Source organism: Paracoccus sp. (in: a-proteobacteria), from assembly GCF_030604785.1.
Taxonomy (GTDB): domain Bacteria; phylum Pseudomonadota; class Alphaproteobacteria; order Rhodobacterales; family Rhodobacteraceae; genus Paracoccus.
Window position 1 is genome coordinate 1 of record NZ_JAUVVF010000021.1, and the last position, 19,958, is coordinate 19,958.

18 protein-coding genes and 1 tRNA gene are annotated in these 19,958 nt (G+C 66.0%); 7 read left to right on the top strand and 12 right to left on the bottom strand.

What is annotated here, in order from left to right; translation table 11 throughout:
* From QAR72_RS08460 to QAR72_RS08480, 5 genes are all read right to left on the bottom strand, one after another.
* Positions 1 to 1,066 (bottom strand): UDP-N-acetylglucosamine--N-acetylmuramyl-(pentapeptide) pyrophosphoryl-undecaprenol N-acetylglucosamine transferase (locus tag QAR72_RS08460; RefSeq protein ID WP_304616932.1); only part of this gene is annotated, 1,066 nt, incomplete at its 3' end.
* Complete coding sequence (ftsW, locus tag QAR72_RS08465) at positions 1,066 to 2,229, bottom strand: putative lipid II flippase FtsW (RefSeq protein WP_304616933.1); 1,164 nt, start codon at positions 2,227 to 2,229, stop codon at positions 1,066 to 1,068. The genes ftsW and QAR72_RS08460, both read right to left, overlap by 1 nt.
* A 111-nt stretch (positions 2,230 to 2,340) precedes the next feature.
* A complete protein-coding gene (locus QAR72_RS08470; RefSeq protein ID WP_304616934.1) occupies positions 2,341 to 3,207 on the bottom strand; it encodes an urea carboxylase-associated family protein in 867 nt (288 codons plus the stop codon).
* Positions 3,208 to 3,260: 53 nt separating this feature from the next.
* Entirely contained in the window at positions 3,261 to 4,004 is a 744-nt protein-coding gene (locus tag QAR72_RS08475; protein ID WP_304616935.1) for a cytochrome c biogenesis CcdA family protein, read from the bottom strand.
* Between the two features lie 133 nt (positions 4,005 to 4,137).
* Positions 4,138 to 6,621: an Rne/Rng family ribonuclease gene (locus tag QAR72_RS08480; RefSeq protein WP_304616936.1), complete on the bottom strand. Its 2,484-nt coding sequence runs from the start codon at positions 6,619 to 6,621 to the stop codon at positions 4,138 to 4,140.
* Between the two features lie 610 nt (positions 6,622 to 7,231).
* Between QAR72_RS08480 and QAR72_RS08485 the strand changes: the two genes are divergently transcribed.
* Positions 7,232 to 8,155: a hypothetical protein gene (locus QAR72_RS08485; protein ID WP_304616937.1), complete on the top strand. Its 924-nt coding sequence runs from the start codon at positions 7,232 to 7,234 to the stop codon at positions 8,153 to 8,155.
* A gap of 4 nt (positions 8,156 to 8,159) precedes the next feature.
* Here QAR72_RS08485 and QAR72_RS08490 read toward each other — a convergent pair whose 3' ends face one another.
* From QAR72_RS08490 to QAR72_RS08500, 3 genes are read right to left on the bottom strand one after another with little or no spacing between them, the layout of a single operon-like run.
* On the bottom strand, positions 8,160 to 8,819 hold the full coding sequence (locus tag QAR72_RS08490; protein ID WP_304616938.1) for an inner membrane-spanning protein YciB: 660 nt from the start codon (positions 8,817 to 8,819) through the stop codon (positions 8,160 to 8,162).
* Between the two features lie 21 nt (positions 8,820 to 8,840).
* Entirely contained in the window at positions 8,841 to 9,743 is a 903-nt protein-coding gene (locus QAR72_RS08495) for a DMT family transporter (RefSeq protein WP_304616939.1), read from the bottom strand.
* A 48-nt stretch (positions 9,744 to 9,791) separates the two neighbouring features.
* A complete protein-coding gene (locus tag QAR72_RS08500; protein WP_304616940.1) occupies positions 9,792 to 10,817 on the bottom strand; it encodes a DUF1223 domain-containing protein in 1,026 nt (341 codons plus the stop codon).
* A 213-nt stretch (positions 10,818 to 11,030) separates the two neighbouring features.
* On the opposite strand from QAR72_RS08500, the gene acnA reads away from it, so the two are divergent.
* From acnA to QAR72_RS08515, 3 genes are all read left to right on the top strand, one after another.
* Positions 11,031 to 13,808, top strand: coding sequence for an aconitate hydratase AcnA (gene acnA, locus QAR72_RS08505; protein ID WP_304616941.1), 2,778 nt, complete (start codon positions 11,031 to 11,033; stop codon positions 13,806 to 13,808).
* Between the two features lie 153 nt (positions 13,809 to 13,961).
* On the top strand, positions 13,962 to 14,522 hold the full coding sequence (gene phaR, locus QAR72_RS08510) for a polyhydroxyalkanoate synthesis repressor PhaR (RefSeq protein WP_304616942.1): 561 nt from the start codon (positions 13,962 to 13,964) through the stop codon (positions 14,520 to 14,522).
* A gap of 44 nt (positions 14,523 to 14,566) precedes the next feature.
* Positions 14,567 to 14,656: transfer RNA gene (locus QAR72_RS08515), tRNA-Ser, on the top strand.
* 625 nt (positions 14,657 to 15,281) lie between these two features.
* Here QAR72_RS08515 and QAR72_RS08520 read toward each other — a convergent pair.
* On the bottom strand, positions 15,282 to 16,088 hold the full coding sequence (locus QAR72_RS08520; protein WP_304616943.1) for a DNA adenine methylase: 807 nt from the start codon (positions 16,086 to 16,088) through the stop codon (positions 15,282 to 15,284).
* Between the two features lie 502 nt (positions 16,089 to 16,590).
* A complete protein-coding gene (locus QAR72_RS08525; protein WP_304616944.1) occupies positions 16,591 to 17,259 on the bottom strand; it encodes a S24 family peptidase in 669 nt (222 codons plus the stop codon).
* An 88-nt stretch (positions 17,260 to 17,347) separates the two neighbouring features.
* Here QAR72_RS08525 and QAR72_RS08530 point away from each other — a divergent pair, with 88 nt between their 5' ends.
* The gene (locus QAR72_RS08530; protein ID WP_304616945.1) at positions 17,348 to 17,599 is read left to right on the top strand and encodes a hypothetical protein; all 252 of its coding nucleotides are present in this window, start codon (positions 17,348 to 17,350) and stop codon (positions 17,597 to 17,599) included.
* 312 nt (positions 17,600 to 17,911) lie between these two features.
* On the opposite strand, the gene QAR72_RS08535 is transcribed toward QAR72_RS08530, so the two are convergent.
* Positions 17,912 to 18,283 carry a hypothetical protein gene (locus tag QAR72_RS08535; protein ID WP_304616946.1) on the bottom strand — a complete coding sequence of 124 codons (372 nt, stop codon included), beginning with the start codon at positions 18,281 to 18,283 and terminating at the stop codon, positions 17,912 to 17,914.
* Between the two features lie 167 nt (positions 18,284 to 18,450).
* Complete coding sequence (locus QAR72_RS08540; protein WP_304616947.1) at positions 18,451 to 18,720, bottom strand: hypothetical protein; 270 nt, start codon at positions 18,718 to 18,720, stop codon at positions 18,451 to 18,453.
* On the opposite strand from QAR72_RS08540, the gene QAR72_RS08545 reads away from it, so the two are divergent.
* Both QAR72_RS08545 and QAR72_RS08550 read left to right on the top strand, forming a co-directional pair.
* Positions 18,719 to 19,003, top strand: coding sequence for a hypothetical protein (locus QAR72_RS08545; protein ID WP_304616948.1), 285 nt, complete (start codon positions 18,719 to 18,721; stop codon positions 19,001 to 19,003). The genes QAR72_RS08540 and QAR72_RS08545 overlap by 2 nt on opposite strands.
* Before the next feature lie 27 nt (positions 19,004 to 19,030).
* A complete protein-coding gene (locus tag QAR72_RS08550; protein ID WP_304616949.1) occupies positions 19,031 to 19,936 on the top strand; it encodes a ParB/RepB/Spo0J family partition protein in 906 nt (301 codons plus the stop codon).
* The last annotated feature ends 22 nt before the right edge of the window (positions 19,937 to 19,958 follow it).

Below are 19,958 nucleotides of genomic sequence, written 5' to 3' on the forward strand. Positions count from 1 at the left end.
CGAGGTCGTATAGGCGCCGCGCCGCATCGGGGCGGGCAAGGTCCAGCGCGGCGGCGGCCATGGCGGCGGCCTGCGCGGGGTCGGTCAGGATGGCGCGGATGTCGCGCGCAAGGCTTGTCGCGTCAAGCACGGATTCGGGATGAACCAGCGCCGCGCCGGTTTCCGCCAATGCCTGGGCGTTGGCTGTCTGGTGATCGCCCGTCGCAGCGGCGAAGGGGATCAGGATCGAGGGCCGCCCGATCACCGTGATGTCGGCCAGCGACGAGGCGCCCGAGCGGCTGACGACCAGATGCGCCGCAGCGATCCGGTCCGGCACATCGGTGAAGAAGGGCTGCACCTCGGCCTCGATCCCGGCTGCGGCATAGGCGGCGGCGACAGTCTCGGCGTCTTCGGGGCGGGCCTGATGGCTGACCTGCAGGCGCGCGCGCAGATCGTCGGGCAGGGCCGCGACCGCCTCGGGGACGACACGCGACAGGACGCGCGCGCCTTGGCTGCCACCGATGACCAGCAGGCGCAGCGTGCCGTCCGAGGGCGGCGCATAGGGCGCGCCCGCCTGCGCCAGCACGGCGGCGCGGACCGGGTTGCCGGTATGCGTGCCGCTGACCCCGGCCGGCAAGTCGGTCGGCCAGGTGCCGCAGGCAATGCGGTGAACGCGCGGCGCGAACAGGCGGTTCACCCGGCCCATCACCCCGTTCTGTTCATGGATCATGCGCGGCAAGCCCATCAGCCGGGCCGCGGCCAGCGCGGGAATGGTCGGATAGCCGCCGAAGCCGATCACCACATCGGGCCTTTGCCGGGCAAAGGCGCGGCGCGCGGCCAGCACCCCAGCCGCGATGCGGAAGGGCGCGGCCAGCTTGCCCGCGAGCCCGCCGCGCGCCGTGGTGGCCGATGGCACGACCTGGCGGGCGACCTCGGGCGGGAAGGCGCCGGCATAGCGGGCGCCGCGTTCATCGGTGGACAGCGTGACCTGCCAGCCCTCGGCCAGCAGCAATTCGGCCAGCGACTGTGCCGGGAACATGTGGCCGCCGGTGCCGCCGGCGGCGATCAGCGCGCGTCTCGCCCCCATCACCGCCCCCGCCGCAGGATCGCGGCCAGCTCGCCCTGCGGCCGCGTGCGGGTCAGCGCCAGAAGCATCCCCATCGCGATCCCCGAGGCGATCACGGATGAGCCGCCATAGCTGACGAAGGGCAGCGTCATGCCCTTGGCGGGCAGCAGCCGCACCGCGACGCCCATATTGATCAGCGCCTGAACGCCGAAGGCGCAGGCCAGACCCGTCCCGGCAAGCCGCGCGAAGGCATCCCGTTCACGCAGCAGCCGCAGCAGCGAGCGCGTGACGATCGTGCAGTAAAGCGCGATGATGACCAGCACGAGGACAAAGCCGTATTCCTCGGCCGCGACGGCGATGATGAAATCGGTGTGCGCGTCCGGCAGCGACCATTTCACGCTGCCCTCGCCCACGCCCACGCCGAAGAAGCCGCCCTCCTGGATGGCGTTGGTGGCATAGCCAATTTGCGTGCGAGGATCGATTTCGGATGAGAGGAAGCCGTCGATCCGCCGGGCGAAATGCTCGGACGAGCCATAGGCGAAGATGCCGCCCATCAGCGCCAGCCCCGCCACACCCAGCAGCAGCATCATCGGCGCACCGGCGACGAAATACATGACCAGCCACGAGAACAGCACCAGAGCCGCCTGCCCGAAATCGGGCTGCAGCGCCAGAAGCACCACGACGACGGCTGCCAAGCAGAAGGAATAGAGCCGCCCCGCAGGCCCGCCCACTTGCTGGCTGGCCGCCATGAACCAGGCGCAGAGCGCGACGAAGCCGGGTTTCAGGAATTCCGAGGGCTGCACCGACACGAAGCCCAGAGACAGCCAGCGCGTCGCGCCCTTGCCGAAATCGGTGCCGACGAAAGGCAAGGCAAGGATCAGCAGGAACGAGGCCAGAAAGCCCAGCACCCCGATCCGCCGGATCTGGCGCGGCGACAGCATCGAGATGACCAGCATCACGACCAGCGCCATGCCGCCGAACACCGCCTGTCGCTGGACGTAGAAGAAGCGCGGCAGGTTGTTGCGCTCGGCCAAGGGCACCGAGGCCGCCAGCCCCAGAAGGATCCCGGTCGCGAACAGCCCGAACACGCAGGCCAGGGCCCATTTGTCCAGCGTGCGCCACCAGCGCGGAAGAATCGGGTCAGCCGCCCTTGCGGGCGTGGTGCCGAAGACCATCTCGGTCATGGGAATACCGCCGTCACTGCCTCTGCCTGTCCGGTTTGCCCGGATCTGGGGCCGAGACTAGCGCGAAATGCGACCATGCGCCACAACCGAATCCGGGGGCGGCGGATCTTGTCATCCCCCTGCCCCGTGGCTGCGGTCATAATTGTTGGGCCGCGGCGGCTGCCAGCCTGCGGGCGGGGACAGCGGCTGGAACACTTCGACCAGCAGCGGATGGCAGGCAGCGCTGTCCGAGGAATGGACGGTGCCGCAATCCCCGCCCGGACAGGCCGACAGCGCGCCCAACAGGTCGATCTCGGCGAAGAATTCCAGATGATCGCCGGGCCGCACGGGGCTGGCCTTCATGAAATACTGACCCGTATCGCGGGTGAAACCCGTGCACATGAACACGTTCAGCACGTCATGGACCAGCGGCTCGGCCTCGGCCAGGGACAGGCCGCGCGCTTCGGCCAGCGCGCGGGTCAGGTTGGAATGGCAGCAATGGTGATATTGCCCGCCATCCGACAGCAGGTTGTGCGTATAGGGATCGCAGCGCGTTCCGATCACGTCATGGACGCTGCCGCCGAAGGCGTCGAAGCCATACCAGTCAAGGCTGTCATCCGTGATCGTGGCCAAGGGCCGCAGCGTCGGAAAGCCCGACCACATCCGGTCGCCGGTGGACAGATGCGTGCCGTGCAGCGCCCGCGTCTTGCCCGAATAGAACCGCTCGGACAGATCCGCCGACCACAGGTTCAGATCGCCCACCTGCGGCCCCTCGACCGAGGTGATGCGGAAGAAGTGCCCCGCCGGCACCTCGAAACAGCGCGCCTGCCGTGCGGGAACCAGCACCTGCGCGAGGGGCTGCCAGCCCTCCCGCGCGGCGCGCAAGGCAGCCAGATCAGGCGGGGCAAGGCTGTCCACGGGATAGCAGATCACCGGTTCGACGGCGCGGCGCACATCGGCATCGGCGGGCGCGGCATGCTGGGGGTTTTGCGGTTTCATGGCTCCTCCTGTCAGAGCCATCGTGGCACGGAAATCGGCCGCGTAAAGGGGCCTCAGCCCAGCGCCGCCAAGGCCGGGAAGGTCTCCAGCAGCCAGAAGCTGAAGGCCGAGAAGGCGCCGGTGATCAGCATGATCCCGACCACGACCAAGAGCGCGCCCATCACGCGCTCGATCGTCTTGAGGTAGGGCTTGATGCGGTTCATCAGCCCGATCGCACGGTTGATGAAGATGGCGGCCAGCAGGAAGGGAATGCCCAGTCCCGCCGCATAGACCGCAAGCAGCGCAGTGCCGCGCGACAGCTCGCCCCCCGTCGCGGCAAGGGTCAGGATCATGCCAAGCTGCGGGCCGATGCAGGGCGTCCAGCCAAAGGCGAAGGCAAGGCCCAGCACATAGGCGCCGAACGCCCCGCCATCCTGCCGCCCGGCATCCAGCCGCGCCTCGTGATCCAAGATCGGGATGCGGATGATGTGCAGGAAATGCAGGCCCATCACGATGACCATGACGCCCGCCATTTGGGCCAGCGTCTCCTGCCAAGCCAGAAAGGCGCGCCCAAAGGCCGAGGCCGCGAAGCCCATGACCAGAAACACCGTTGAAAGGCCCAGCACGAAGAACAGCGCAGGCAGGACCGCGCTGCGTTCGCGCGTCTTGAGGCCGTTCACGCCAACCCCGGTCATGTAGGCCAGATAGGGCGGCACGATGGGCAGCACGCAAGGCGACAGGAACGACAGCACCCCCGCCAGCAAGGCGACGAAAGCGGCGGGCAGAAAGGCGGCGGTGGCAAGCTCGATTCCCAGCATGGCGGCACCTTACGGCATGGGCCGCGGAATCACAGTGGGCATCGCGTCACGGATGCGTGGGCCGAATGCGGGCAGGCACAAGGCAAAAGGGGCGCGATGAACGCGCCCCCTACTGTCATTGTTCCGGTCCGGATCAACTACCGGCCGACCACCAGCCCCGGCGCTTGGGCGCGTCGGGCTTGGCCGCCGGTTCGGGCTGGTTCGCGGGTTCGGGCTGCGGCGCGACCGGCTCGGCGGCAAGGACGGGCTCGGGCTGGGCCGGAGCCTCGGCTTCCGCTGCCTCGGCGACGGTCTCCCGCTCGGCCTCGGCCGTGACCTCTGCTTCGGCCTCGGCCTCGGGCTCTGCCGCAGTTTCCGTGACGGCTTCCTCAGCCGCCTCGGCAGAAGCTTCGGCGTCAACGGCAACGGCCTCGTCACGCGGCGCGTTCACGCCCGGCAGTTCCTCGGCGCGGGTCTCGTCGCCGGACGCGTCCAGATCAACGACTTCCGGCAGGGCAGCCGCATCACTCTGCCTGCGCGAGCGAGACCGGGAGCGCGAGCGCGACCGACCGGAAGGCTGGGCATCGGTTTGCGTCCCGGCCTGCGCCTCGGCTGCGGCGTCATCGGATTGCGCGGCATCGGCATCCTCGGTGGCCGCTTCCTCGGCGACGGCATCCTCATCGGCATCATCGCCCTCGTCGGCATCTGCATGCGCCGAAGCGGCCTCTTCGCCCTCGGGGCGGTCCGACCGGCGGCGCCGACGGCGGCGGCGGCGACGCGAGCGGCCTTCGCCGTTCTCGTCCTCGGTCGCGGGCTGAGCGGGCGCAGCCTCGGGCGCGGCCGCCTCGACGGCCTCGTCCTCGGCCTCTTCGACCAGATCGTCCTCATCATCGATCCGGGCCATCAGTTCGGCATCCAGCGACAGCGGGACGTGGCTGATCTCGGGGACCGAGCGGGTCGCGGTCTTGAACTTCTCGATGCTGTAATCGGGCGAAACCAGCGACGGGTCGGCCTCGACGCGCACCGACATGCCATAGCGGGTCTCGATCCCGGCGACATGCTCGCGCTTGGCGTTCATCAGGAAGTTGGCGACCGCCACGGGCGCCTTGACCAGCACCTCGCGCGAGCGCTTGCGGGTGCCCTCCTCCTCGACCGCGCGCAGGATGGTCAGCGCGAGGCTGTCATCGCTGCGGATCAGGCCGGTGCCGTGGCAATGCGGGCAAGGCTGTGTGGTGGATTCCAGCATGCCGGGGCGCAGGCGCTGGCGCGACATCTCCATCAGGCCGAAGCCCGAGATGCGGCCGATCTGGATGCGGGCGCGGTCCGACTTCAGCCGCTCCTTCATGCGCTTCTCGACGGCGGCGTTGTTCTTGCGCTCGTCCATGTCGATGAAGTCGATGACGATCAGCCCGGCCAGATCGCGCAGGCGCAGCTGGCGGGCGACCTCGTCGGCGGCCTCGAGGTTGGTCTTGAGCGCCGTCTCCTCGATCGAGCCTTCCTTGGTGGCGCGGCCCGAGTTCACGTCGATGGCAACCAGCGCCTCGGTCACGCCGATGACGATGTAGCCGCCCGATTTCAGCTGCACGACCGGATTGAACATGGCCGCCAGATAGCTTTCCACCTGGAAGCGCGCGAAAAGCGGCATCTGGTCCTGGTAGTGCTTCACGTTCTTGGCGTGGGACGGCATGATCATCTTCATAAAGTCCTTGGCCACGCGATAGCCGCGCTCGCCCTCGACCAGAACCTCGTCGATGTCCTTGCTGTAGAGATCGCGGATGTTGCGCTTGATCAGGTCGCCTTCCTCGTAGATCGCCGTCGGCGCCACGGATTTGAAGGTCAGGTCGCGGATCTGTTCCCACAGGCGCAGCAGGTATTCGTAATCGCGCTTGATCTCGGTCTTCGTGCGCTGGCTTCCGGCGGTGCGGATGATCAGGCCCGCGCCTTTCGGCACGTCGAATTCGGCCGCGATCTCCTTCAGCTTCTTGCGGTCGGCGGCGTTGGTGATCTTGCGGCTGATCCCGCCGCCGCGCGCGGTGTTGGGCATCAGGACACAATAGCGGCCGGGCAGCGACAGATAGGTGGTCAGCGCAGCGCCCTTGTTGCCGCGCTCTTCCTTGACGACCTGGACCAGCATGATCTGCCGGACCTTGATCACCTCCTGGATCTTGTAGCGGCGGGCGCGCGGACGGCGGGGGGCGCGGACCTCTTCGGTCACGTCCTCGTCGGCGACGGATTCGATCTCGTCATCGGCATCCGCTGCCGATTGCGCGGTTTCGTCGCCATCCTCGGTGGCTTCGGCGGCCGGGCGCTTGCGGGCGCGGGCATTCTCCTCGGCCTCGGCCTCTTCGGCCTGGGCGCGTTCCTCGGCCATCAGCGCCTCGCGGTCGGCCGCAGGGATCTGGTAGTAATCGGGATGGATTTCCGCAAAGGCCAGGAAACCGTGGCGGTTTCCGCCGTAATCCACAAAGGCCGCCTGCAGCGAGGGTTCGACCCGCGTGACCTTGGCCAGATAGATGTTGCCAGAGATCTGGCGCTTGTTCAGGGTCTCGAAATCAAATTCTTCGACCTTGGTTCCGTCGACCACGACCACCCGAGTTTCCTCGGCATGGGTGGCGTCGATCAGCATTTTCTTTGCCATTGAGATGTCTTTCGCGCAGGCGCCTTGCGGGCGGTGCCGGTGGCACGCCCCCAAGCGGGCTGCGTTGTGATGAGGACGCAGGCAGCGCGCCGGACATGACGACGGGGCCGGCCGGGCGCTCTGCCCTCCGGTGATCCGACATGTCTTCCTGTGCGCGCGTCATCGCGTCTGTTCCTTCAAAAGGCCCGATGGCCGCAAGGGACCGGCCGGGCCGCTGTCTGTCGGCACCTCCGCGCGCGGTCAGCGCAGGCAGAGGGCGGGTTTTCCGCGTGGCACATACCGCCTGCCCCTGAGGGGACGGGACCAGAGGTGCCGCGCTGCGAAACTGTCGGCGGGGGGCGGCCCGATCCTGCGGGTCGCGTCGCGCGTAGCCCCAACATAGAGGTGAAGCATCCCATGTTTCAATGAGGAATCTGGCGGGAGCGGGTGAAGCGACCCCCTTTCATCGCAACCGCTGCGCGAAAATCGGTCAAAAGCCGCCCGCCCCTGTTCGCGTTAACAAGGCGTTGCCGGGCGACGCGCAACGCCGTCACGCTGCATTAACGCATCCTTCACGGGGCTGTCGCAGGCTCGTGCCATCAGCCATGGCAGCAGATGACAGGAGGCCGCGATGCCCGTGATCCGGGTCAATGCCGGACATGCCCCGCCGCAGAGGCTGTGGCGCGTGGCCGCGGAACTGCCCGCAGGGGCGCCGGTGGTCGTGATGGTGCACGGCTATCGCTATTCGCCCTCGCATCCGCGCCACGATCCGCATCGTCACATCCTGTCGCTGAACCCCGAGCCGGGCGCGGCACGGGTCGCATCATGGCCTCGCGGTCTGGGCTTTGCCCCCGAAGCGCAAGCGCCCGGCCTGGCCGTGGCCCTGGGGTGGGAGGCGCGGGGCGCGCTTCGGCGCGCCTATGCCCGCGCGGGCGAGACGGGGGCAGAATTGGCGCGGCTGGCGGGTGATCTGGCGCAGGCCGCCGGCCGGCCCGTGGCGCTGATCGGGCATTCGCTTGGCGGGCGGGTCTGCCTGTCGGCGCTGGCCGGTGCCGAGGCAGGCAGCCTGTCGCGTCTGGTCCTGCTGAACGCCGCCGCCTTTCGTGACGAGGCCGCCGAGGCGCTGGCCCGACCCGCCGCCGCGCGGGCCGAGATCCTGAACATCACCTCGCGCGAGAACGACCTTGTCGACTTCGCGCTCGAGCAGATCCTGGCGCTCGGGCGCAGACGGGCGCTTGGGCTGGGGCTTGAGCGGGCGGCGCGCAACTGGCTGGACATCCAGATCGACGACGCGGCGGTGCTGGACGCGCTGGAGGGTCTGGGCTTTCCGACCGAGCGGCGCGCGGCGCGGCTGTCGCATTGGTCGTCCTATCTGCGGAGCGGGCTGTTCGACCTCTATCGCCGGGCGCTGTGCCAGCCGCGCGAATTGCCGCTGGCGCTGTTGCGCAACCATCTGCCGCAGGATCACCAGCCCCGCTGGACGCGCCTCTGGTCGGCGCCGGACAGGCTGCGCCCTTCCGAGCCGACCGCCGCCGCCGCCCTGCCCCTGCGCTGACGGATCAGCGTTCGCTGTCGGCCGGCGCCGCAGCCTCGGCTTCGGCCTCGGGCAGGGCATGGGCCTTGAACAGGCCCGCATTGCCCATCAGGAAGACGAAGATCAGGATCGGCTGGCCGAAGGTCTCGAACCAGACCCAGGTCGTTTCCGACATGGTGCGCCAGACGATCTCGTTGCCGATGGCCATGGCCGCGAAGAACAGCGCCATGCGGATGGTCAGGATGCGCCAGCCCTCGGGCGTCATGGGCAGCGCCTCGGACAGGACCGCGCCCAGCCAGTTCCGGCGCAGGAACAGGCCCGTGGCCAGGATCCCCGCGAACAGCGAAAAGACGATCGTCGGCTTGATCTTCAGGAAACGCGGATCGTTCAGCCACAGCGTCAGCCCGCCGAAGACCGTGACCAGGATCAGCGTCGCCACCTGCATGGGCGCCAGCCGCCCGGTGAGGCGCCACAGGATCAGAAGCGCCACGATCATCACCGGCACGAAGGCCAGCGTGGCCAGCACGAAGCCGCCATATTCGCGCCCCAGCAGCACGACATTCTGGTCGCGGTAGAGCATGAACACCGTGAAGAACAGGATCAGCGGCCCGAATTCCAGCACCGTCTTGACCCAGGGCTTGACCACAGGCCGGGGGCTGGCCGGTTGAACCTTGTCCTGCTTCATCGTCTCTGTCCGTTCCTGCCCTCAGCGGGCTCCAAATTCCACCACCAGCGCGCCAAGCGCGACCAGCGCCATCAGCGCGGCCCTTCGCGCGCCCACCTTTTCGCCCAGCACGACCCAGCCCACAAGGGCGGCGAACACGGTCGAGGTCTCGCGCAGGACCGCCGCACGGCCCACATCGTCGATCCGCGTCGCCAGCATGATCGAGCCGAAGCTCGCAAAGGCCACCAGCGCGCCGAAACCGCCGCGCGCCGCAAGGGGCGCGATCTCGGATCTGGGCAGCGCACGCAGCCGCCGCAAGGTGAAAAGCGGCATGAACAGCGAATCCAGCAGGAAGAACCATGCCAGGAACGTGAAGGGGTTCTGCGCCAGACGGATGCCCCAGGCATCATAGGTCGTGTAAAGCGCGACCATGCCGCCCGTCACCATCGCCCAGGCCAGCGCCGGAACCAGCGTGTCGCGCCCGACCGTCAGCTTGCGCAGATTGTGGCCCGCCAGCCCGAAGATGCCGCCGACCAGCAGGATCAGCCCCGCCCATTGCAGGGCGTTGAACCTTTCGTCGAAGATCACCATCGCGGCCAGAACCGCAAAAAGAGGCGCCGAGCCGCGCACGACAGGATAGACGACGGTGTAGGCGCCACGCTGATAGGTCATCGCCTGCGCCAGCTTGTAGGCGATGTGGATGACCATCGCCCCCGCCAGCACCGGCCACAGGGCGGGTTCGGGCCACGGCACCACGAACAGCGCGACGGGCAGCGCCATCAGCCCGTAACAGATGTCGATGGCGGCGCGGCTGACCCAGGGATCGTGCCGCCCCTTCTGCAGCGCCCCGAACAAGGCGTGCAGAAAGGCCGCCGACAGGGCCAGCGCCGAGGCGATGCGCGCGCCCTCGGGCGTGCCGGTGATCTGGTTGATCCAGTCGGTCATGTCCGCCTCGTGGCCGGAAATTGCACCGACTGCAAGTCCGGGCGTGGATCAGTCCAGCCGGATCGCCGCAAGGATCGGGCCGGGCAGCCCGTAGGGCGGAAGCATCTGCTGCACCAGCAGCGCGTGGCGCGTATCGGGCGGCTGGTCGCTGGCGCCCTCGCCGGGCCGGACCTTCAGGCGCAGAGGGGCAAGCCCGTCCCACGCGGCCAACGTCTCGACAGATTGCACGATGTTGACATGGGTGACGACGCGGCCGCGATTCTCGCCCGCCGTCACCTCGACCTCGCGTTCGGGCAGATAGCGGACCATCGACACGTCGACGCGCCCGCCCAGATCGGAAAGCGGCATGATCTCGATCGTGCCGTTCAGCCCGTCGCCCTCGCGCTGGACGGTGACCATGGCGGGACGGTAGCGCGCCGCGTCGATCAGGCCCATCAGCTGCGCCGGGCCGGGGGCCAGCGCCGTGTCGCGCCCCGCGACGATCATTTGCGGGGTATAGATCGACCGCTCGCCCGCCGCGCGGGCATAGGATTCCTGCCGGGCGGTGAATTCGGGGCGGGCGAAGATATCGGCCCAGCCCAGGTAATCCCAGTAATCGACGTGATAGGCGAGCGCCAGGATCTCGGGGTCCTGCGCCATCATCGCCAGCATCGCATCGGCCGGCGGACAGGACGAGCAGCCCTGCGAGGTGAACAATTCGACCACCACCGGCAGCGCCGCGGCCTGCGGCATCGCCGTGACGGCCGGCGTCTGGCCGTCGGCGCCCGAAAAGCTGTTGAAGGCCGGCGCCGCCCGCTCGGAAAAGGCCACGCCCGGCGCCGTGCGGCCCGGATAATCGGGCGCCGAGATGACCGGCGCGTGATCCGCAGCGGGGAGGTCGGGGGAAAACCCGCCCGGTGACGGGCCGTCGGGCGTTTCGGCCGCGATGCTGTCGGCCGGGCCATCGGCGGGCATGTCGGAAAGCGGCTGGGCAGTCAGCGGCGTCGCCCAGATGAGCAGCGCCAGAGCCGCCACCGAGGCGCTGACACCTTGCCGGGCGGTCTTCAAGCCATGGTTCTGTCGGGTTTGCTTCATCACGACGATCTTCATAGCCAATCCTCGCAGCAAGGAACAATCAACGCTTTGTCAAGCTGAGCCCTGAGGGCCGTCCGTGCCTCTTGAGCAACAGCCCGACATCTGGTATGCGATTGCATACAATCTTGCGTCGCCGCCCTTGCGCAACGCCCCCCGATGGGGCAAAGCAGGGGCACGCCGGACCCATCCATTCTTGCAGACAGGGAGGCCCTGATGCCCATCCAGACCGGAACCGACACCGCCAAGACGCGCCGCACGCTAAATGCGGGCGCTGCCAGCGTTGACTATTACTCGATCGCCGCCGCCACCGAGGCGGGCCTTGGCGATTTTTCGAAGCTGCCGGCCGCGCTGAAGGTCGTGCTGGAAAACATGCTGCGCTTCGAGGATGGCGGCCGCACCGTCTCGGTCGATGACATCAAGGCCTTCGCCGAATGGGCGAATCTCGGCGGCCAGAACCCGCGCGAGATCGCCTATCGCCCCGCGCGCGTGCTGATGCAGGACTTCACCGGCGTTCCCGCCGTGGTCGACCTCGCCGCCATGCGCGACGGGATCAAGGCTCTGGGCGGCGACGCGCAGAAGATCAACCCGCTGAACCCCGTCGATCTGGTCATCGACCACTCGGTGATGATCGATGAGTTCGGCACCCCCCGCGCCTTCCAGCGCAACGTCGAGCTGGAATACGAGCGCAACATGGAGCGTTACACGTTCCTGAAATGGGGCCAGAAGGCGTTCAACAACTTCCGCGTGGTCCCGCCCGGCACCGGCATCTGCCACCAGGTGAACCTGGAATACCTGGCCCAGACCGTCTGGACCGACACGGACCAGAACGGCAAGACCGTGGCCTACCCGGACACGCTGGTCGGCACCGACAGCCACACGACCATGGTCAACGGCCTCGCGGTCCTTGGCTGGGGCGTGGGCGGGATCGAGGCCGAGGCCGCGATGCTGGGCCAGCCGATCTCGATGCTGATCCCGGAAGTCGTGGGCTTCAAGATCACCGGCGCGCTGAAGGAAGGCGTGACCGCCACCGACCTGGTGCTGAAGGTCGTGCAGATGCTGCGCAAGCATGGCGTCGTCGGCAAGTTCGTCGAATTCTACGGCGAAGGCCTGGACAACATGCCTCTGGCCGACCGCGCGACGATCGCCAACATGGCCCCCGAATACGGCGCGACCTGCGGCTTCTTCCCGATCGACGACGAGACGCTGCGCTACCTGCGCCAGACCGGCCGTGACGAGGACCGCATCGCGCTGGTCGAGGCCTATGCCAAGGAAAACGGCTTCTGGCGCACCGCCGATTACGCTCCGGTCTATTCCTCGACGCTGGAACTGGACCAGAGCACGGTCGTCCCCGCCATCTCCGGTCCCAAGCGCCCGCAGGATCACGTCGCCCTGACCGACGCCGCCAGCGCCTTTGGCGAGTATATCCGCGGCCTGCGCACGGCGCCCTCGGTCCCGGCCACCGAAAAGGCCAAGATGACCGCCGAGGCGGGCTCGCCCGATCCGGCCCCGGCCGAGATCCCCGGCAATGACAAGCACATGACCGAGGCTGCCGTCGAAGGTCAGGATTACAAGCTGCGCGACGGCTCGGTCGTGATCGCCTCGATCAGCTCCTGCACCAACACCTCGAACCCCTATGTGCTGATGGCCGCGGGCCTCGTGGCCCGCAAGGCGCGCGCGCTTGGCCTGACCCGCAAGCCCTGGGTCAAGACCTCGCTGGCCCCCGGCTCGCAGGTGGTCGAGGAATACCTGAAGGCCGCGAACCTGCAGGACGACCTAGACGCGCTCGGCTTCAACCTGGTGGGCTTCGGCTGCACGACTTGCATCGGCAACTCGGGCCCGCTGCAGCCGGAAATCTCAAAGGCGATCAACGAGAACGATCTGGTCGCGGTCTCGGTCCTGTCGGGCAACCGCAACTTCGAGGGCCGCATCTCGCCCGACGTGCGCGCGAACTACCTCGCCTCGCCCCCGCTGGTCGTGGCCTATGCCATCGCCGGCGACATGAACATCGACGTGACCAAGGACCCGCTGGCGCACACGCCGGACGGCAAGCCGGTCTACCTGAAGGACATCTGGCCGACCTCGAAAGAGGTGGCGGATCTGGTGGACACGATCGTCACCCGCGAGATGTTCCAGAAGAAGTATGCCGACGTCTTCAAGGGCGACGAGCGTTGGCAGGGCGTCGAGATCACCGACAGCGAGACCTATGACTGGCCGGCTTCCTCGACCTACATCCAGAATCCGCCCTATTTCCAGGGCATGTCGAAGGAGCCGGGCACGATCAGCGACGTCAAGGGCGCCCGCATCCTGGCGCTCTTGGGCGACATGATCACGACCGACCACATCTCGCCCGCGGGTTCGTTCAAGCCAACCACCCCGGCCGGCAAGTATCTGACCGAACGTCAGGTCGCGCCGCGCGATTTCAACAGCTACGGCTCGCGCCGCGGCAACCACGAGATCATGATGCGCGGCACCTTCGCCAACATCCGCATCAAGAACGAGATGCTGGACGGCGTCGAGGGCGGCTATTCCAAGGACGCCGACGGCAATCAGGCGGCGATCTACGACGCCGCGATGTCCTATGTCGAGCGGGACATCCCGCTGGTCATCATCGGCGGCAAGGAATACGGCGCCGGCTCGTCGCGTGACTGGGCGGCGAAGGGCACGAACCTGCTGGGCATCAAGGCTGTCATCGCCGAAAGCTTCGAGCGCATCCACCGCTCGAACCTCGTCGGGATGGGCGTCGTGCCGTTCGAGTTCACGAATGGCGACACCCGCCACTCGCTGAACCTGACCGGCGACGAGGTGATCTCGATCGAGGGTCTGGCGGGCGATTTCAAGCCGCTGTCGCTGGTGCCCTGCACCATCACCTATGCCGACGGCACGGTGAAGCAGATCCAGCTGAAGGCCCGCGTCGATACCGAGGTCGAGATCGATTACCTCAAGAATGGCGGCGTGCTGCACTACGTGCTGCGCAACCTCGCCGCAGCCTGACAGGCCACCACGTCGACCAGACCCCCGGCGCATCGCGCCGGGGGTTTTTCCATGCCCCTGCCCGGCCGGACCGCTTGAAGTCCCGGCTTTTTTCTTTTGCCTTTTCCGGTTGCAGCTTTCATCATGCGCGGACGGAACAGCAAGGAAGCCGCAATGGCCACACAAGACGCGCCGCTGCTGATCAAGCGCTATGCCAGTCGCAGGCTCTACAACACCGAGACCAGCGATTACGTCACGCTCGAGGACATCGCGTCCTTCATCCGCGACGGCCGCGAGGTCAAGATCGTGGATCTCAAGTCCGGGGACGATCTGACGCGTCAATACCTGCTGCAGATCATCGCCGAGCACGAGAGCCGGGGCGAGAACGTGCTGCCTCTGGACGTGCTGACGGATCTGGTGCGCAGCTACGCCACGAATGCGCAATCCGTCGTTCCGCAATTCCTCGCCGCCAGCTTCGAGATGCTGCGCGAGGGGCAGTCCAAGATGATGGAGAACATGGCCTCGATGCCGAACCCGATGGCCAAGATGCCCGGCTTCGACGCGCTCCAGCGACAGCAGCAGATGTTCCTCAAGGCGATGATGGGCGGCTGGCGCGGCGGCTCGGGACCCGAACCCGACCAGGAGGACACCCCGGCCGGTGCGGCCGAGGGCGACGACATGGAAGAGATCAAGCGCCAGCTCGCCGAGTTGCAGCGCCGGATTTCGCGCCTGTGATCGGTCTTGCACCCATTGCCCAGAGCGGCTAGACGAACGACATCGGAGCGGTGGCCGAGTGGTCGAAGGCGCACGCCTGGAAAGTGTGTAGGCGGGAAACCGTCTCGAGGGTTCGAATCCCTCTCGCTCCGCCACTTCCCTTTTCCAAGTTCATGATATTGCAGTATTTTTTTGTTCGGACCGGCTGCGGGGTAGCGACCGGGGTAGCATTGCATCTTTCCGAGCGCCTGATCCGTCGCCACTCCAGATCGGTATCCGGGCCAGCTAGTGAACGCCGGGGTCAGGATGATCGTCCTGATCGGCGTCTAGTTCCACCGTGATGCCCTCCTTTTTCAACCGTGACTGCACAAACTCTCTGTAATGGGACAGAGATATCTGCAGGGAAGTGCGAAGAGGTCCGAAGATCCGCGAAGTGCTGCGAAGGGCCAGTAAAGGCTAGGGAAAAGGCCCTTTGGAGTGGTGCTACGAGCGGATGCGGCGATGTCTTGCAGGAGCGCTTGAAAGGGGCCTTGCAGGCAGGTTGAAGCGCCGGTGACGCTGATTTGAGGGCGCCGGGGTGATCGGCGGAAAAGCCCGGAAAAATAGGTCTTTAGACGCTGCGTCGTCCTTCGGAAGCAACCGACTTTGCGATCCGAACATGCAACTGGAGCCGCATGTTCGTTCATCAGCTTGCATGTTCCCGAAAAAGACTACTTATCAATATCTTGTTTGAACGCCGCATTGATCCGGCGCAGTGCTGAACATGCAACTGATTTTGGCTCAGAACGGGTGGTTTCCGATCAGGAGCTCGGCGCGCGCGGCGGCGGCTGAACCCGGATGGCTGGCAATGCTGTAGGTCGTGGAGACCGGCTGCAGGTGGAACGCCGCGAAGATCTGGCGCACCTCGGGGACATCGCTCAGCGACAGGATGAACCGGCCCCGGATCGCGCCGAGCGCGGCAGCCATGCGGGTGAAGTCCGAGCGGTCGAACATGGCCTTGCCGTAATCATCCTCGCATCCCCAATAGGGCGGGTCGAGGTAGAAGAGCGTTCCCGGGCTGTCGTATCGCGGGATGAAATCGGCCCAGTCCAGGCATTCGATGATGACGCCCGCGAGCCGAGTGTGCAAATCCTCGAGCATGGGTTCGAGGGTGGTCAGGTTGAACCTGCCCGGTCGGTCGCGCGAGACACCGAAATTGCGGCCCGACACCTTGCCCCCGAAGGCCGTGCGCTGGAGATAGAGAAAGCGGGCAGCGCGTTCGAGATCGGTCAGCGTCACCGGATCGACCTGGACAAGGCGCTCGAACTCGGAGCGCGTGGTGAGCTGGAAGCGCAGCACTTCGAGGAACTGGGGATAGTGTCGCTGGAGGATGCGGAAGAGGTTTGCGATGTCACGGCCCCGATCGTTGATCACCTCGGCCCTGGGCCGCGCCGCGCGACGGAGGAAGATACCGCCCATGCCGACGAAGGGCTCGGCATAGGTCTGGCAGGGGATCGTATCGATCAACCCGCAGATGCGTCGCGCGAGGTTACGCTTGCCTCCAAGCCATGGGGCGACGGGATTTGTCGGGGCGACAGGGGTGATCATCGGGGTTCCTCGTCTGGCTCTCATAATGAGAACATAACAGGAACAGACTAGGCCCCGCCAGCGGCATTATGGTCAAAGCTGCATCGTTGTTTGAAATTATGAAGAGGAAAGCAGATCGTCTATTGCCGCGCTATTATTACACCTCTGCTTCGGCACACCGCGATAACCGACCGAGGATCATTTGGCCCTGGGAGAAGTGCTCTACCCGCTGGATTATCCCGGTTTGGGGATAGGACAACCATGAAGGGGGTGTCACCGGTAAATCCGCCCATCCGGTTCTTGGCGTTTACAAAGCCGCAGGTATACACTTTTCCATCTTTGTGATTATTCGCTATAATCGGTCCAAATTGCGCCGATGCCGGATCGACAAGATCGCGCCTTACGCTCTCCTGAACCATTGCAATTTCGACATCTGACAGGGTGTGACTGGTCCCTTCCCCTTGGGCAGGCACCGCAAAATACATAATCGCCAAGGCGAGAAGTACAATTGAGTAGCGCATTTTCAGTCCCTCGCGGTATGCCCCCACCAGACCACTTGGCCCAGAATGCGGATGCGGTCCGCATCCGAAGGTGCCACGAGTTCGGTGGGGAAGCCATCATTGTCGGAGTGCAGCAGCAGCGCGGTCGGCAGGCGTTCGATCCGCTTGACGCGGGCTTCGCCGTCGGGGCCGATCAGGGCATAGATCTTGCGCCCTGTGGGCGTGACCTTTCGTCGATCGATCATGACCAGGTCGCCGTCACAGAGGGTCGGCGCCATGCTGTCGCCCTTGACCGGCAGGACCATCGCGGACGAGGGCGAAATGCCTTCGCGAGCCAGCCAGTCGCGCCTGAACGCGATCGCCCCGACAGACATATCGCCATCGTGGTCGGCCCCTGGCCCGGCTGAAAGCTGGGCGGTGAAGCGCGGGACTGCTGCGAACTCCATACCATCCACATCGGCGCCCTTCCCACCTGCGGATGCTCTTGGCGGACCGATGTAGAGCTCCAGCCCCAGAGCCTCGCAAATTTCGCCAACGCGATTGAGTGTTGGACCTGCCTTGCTTCGTCTCAGCACGTTGCGAAGAGCATCGGTAGGCAGGTTGTGCTTCGTTTCGACCGCAAACGGAGACGTGCCCAGCTCGGCGAGCCTGGTCCGGACGGTCTCGGCAAAGGTCTCATCTACACGGCTCATGGTTCGGGATATTTACCGAATGCGCGCCGCTTGACAATCGGGAACGTTACCGGCACAAATATCGGTAATGAAACCGAGAGAAGTTGCAATGAGCATCGACGCAGTCCTGAAATTGGCGGTCCTGTATGCCGGACATAGCGGCCTGAAGCTTTCGACCGTCTCGACTTATGCCGCTGGAGACGGGAAGTTTTTCGGCAGCCTCCAGAGCGGGGTCGCGGGCTGCACCTTTCGCCGGGTCGGAAAAGTTACCGCTTGGTTCTCCGACAACTGGCCGTCCGACCTTGAGTGGCCGCGCGACATTCCGCGGCCGTCGAAACCCAAATCCAGAGAGGCAGCATGATGAACGGGGATCGCCTGGACCTGCGCGATTTGGCGCGGTCTGTTCTGACCGAGATGAGCGACCGCGACCGGGTGGCGCTGATGGTCGAGATGGCAGCGGCGCTGAGCGGGCCGCGCGCGCTGGACCTGCTTTCGCAGCTGCGGGCCACCGCCAGCCTGCGGATGCAGGAGATCATCGATGAGCGTTACCCGCTGCATGAGCTGGCGGAGGTCTATGGGGATGCCGCGGCGGTGCATGCGCGCCTGTCGGGATCAGTAGCCGGGCTACCGGCTACTGCCGAACAAGTGTCGACCGCACAGTCGAGTATCTGTTCTAGGACGCGGAGATGGATTGGCGACCAGTATTCACCCGGTCGAGATCAGCCTGCACCGCATCAGCTAGTGCGCGCAGAAGTTCTGGCAACTGTGCGGCAGCTGCATCTTCAACCTCAAAGTATGATCGATGTGCATCACCGATCACGACCGTCGAGAGACCAAAATAATTCCGCACCTCAACCCCATCAACCTGATGGGAGCTATCGAGCGTGAAGGTCACCTCGAAATTGGCAGGAGATCCCACCGTGGCAGGTGTGACATTCGTTATCGTCACATTGGGCGTTGTGGTGTCCGTTTCACGCCGCTCTGCCTCGGGTTTGACCTCTTTGCGGAATACCACTGATCCACTCTGCAGTCTGTTCAATTGCATTCAGATCGTCTCCTTGTGGGTGTGTCAGAAGGGGATGAAGGCGCCGGGGGGCGGTGCGAACGCTTCCCGGTGCCGCCAGACTAGCACGGTCCCGCCATCCTGCAATCTGCGGAGGGCGCAATGACCACTTTGCAACAGGTCAGGGACGCTTGGGACAAGGCGCGGCGTCAGGAAGCCGAGGGGTCGTCGAGGCCTTCTTCGCTCAGCTGTGAGAATGTCTCGATGAACTTCTCGAAGGCGAACCGCGTGACCCTGTCGGTCTCCGGCGAAGACGCCAATGTGTCGATCACGTTGGTGATGCGCTCTCTTGCAACGGGGTCTTCCCGAACAGCGGCCGCGCCGACGACCGAAAGCAACATGCCGAATGCGCTGGTCAAGGTATGGGCTGTTTCTTCCAGGCGCTTGATGCGCCTGCGCAGGTCAGCGTCTTCGCTCATGAAATCCCTCCATCAGGTTTTTGGCACGGCTGATGGTAGGGGCCACCCGGCCCAGTCCAAAGCGATTTCCGCGGGCGTGCCGGGTGGCGAAACTCTCCGCGCTCCGGCTGCCACCGTCGAGCGGCGAGAGCCTGTCGGCCCGCGCGCTTCCTCCTCCCAGCGCGCGGGCTGGCATTGGCTGCGGCGGCGGTTGCGGGCGCTGGATGACAGCCCCCTGGGCGACCTGATCGGAGCGGTCAGTATCTGGCTGGTCCTGATCCTCTTTCTCATCGTCACGGCCTGATCGGCCCAAGAACATCGGACAGTGAACATGACGGAACCAACCCTGATCCAGAGCAAGACGACGCTGCCGGTTGACCAGATCGAGGTCAGCGGGCGGTTGCGTCCGGTCAGCCCCGCCGGGGTGGCGACCATTGTCGCCTCGATCCGCGAGATCGGCCAACTGGCCAATCCGGTGGTGGTGCGCCAGCTGCGGCGCAAGGGCGAAACAGTGTGGCGCGTCCTGGACGGCGCGCACCGGCTGGCTGCGGCGGTCGAGCTGGGCTGGACCGAGGTGCCTGTGCGGGTCTTCGAGTGCAACGATGACCAGGCGCGGATCATGGAGATCGACGGCAACCTGTCGGGGGCCGAGCTGAACCCGCTGGACACCGCCGTCTTCCTGGCGACCCGCAAGGCCGTCTATGAGCGTCTGCACCCGGAGACCAAGGCAGGGGTCGCAGGCGGTTTGGCCCGGCAGGGTTCAGCAAGCGAACTGAGTTCGTTTGCTGCGGTGACAGCCGAGAAGTTCGGCATGACCGCTCGCCAAGTGCAGAAGATCGTTTCCGCTGGCGCCAAGCTTGGCGGGGACGAGGTGGCCCGGCTTCGGCAGGCACCCCGGCAGGTCACGCTGAAAGACCTTCAGGACATCTCTCGCATCGCCAATCCGGTCGATCGCTACGGGGTCGTGGAAGCGCTGGCGGCGGGGTCGGCCAAATCGGCCAGCGCCGCGCTGAAGGCCCGCCGCGCCCCGGTCGAGGCGGTCGAGGCCGACCCGCTTGAAGAGCAGTTCAAGGCGCTTTCGAAGGCATGGTTGCGGGCCGGTGCGGCTGCACGTCGCCGCTTCGTCGCGGCCCATTTCGATGCGCTGTCTCCGCTTGTCGTTGATGAGGCAGGGGATCGTGATGAGGTCGAAATCGCCGCCATGCGCGCCAAGCTGAGCGTGGTGGCCGCGGACTGACACGGATCGCCCCCCAACAGGA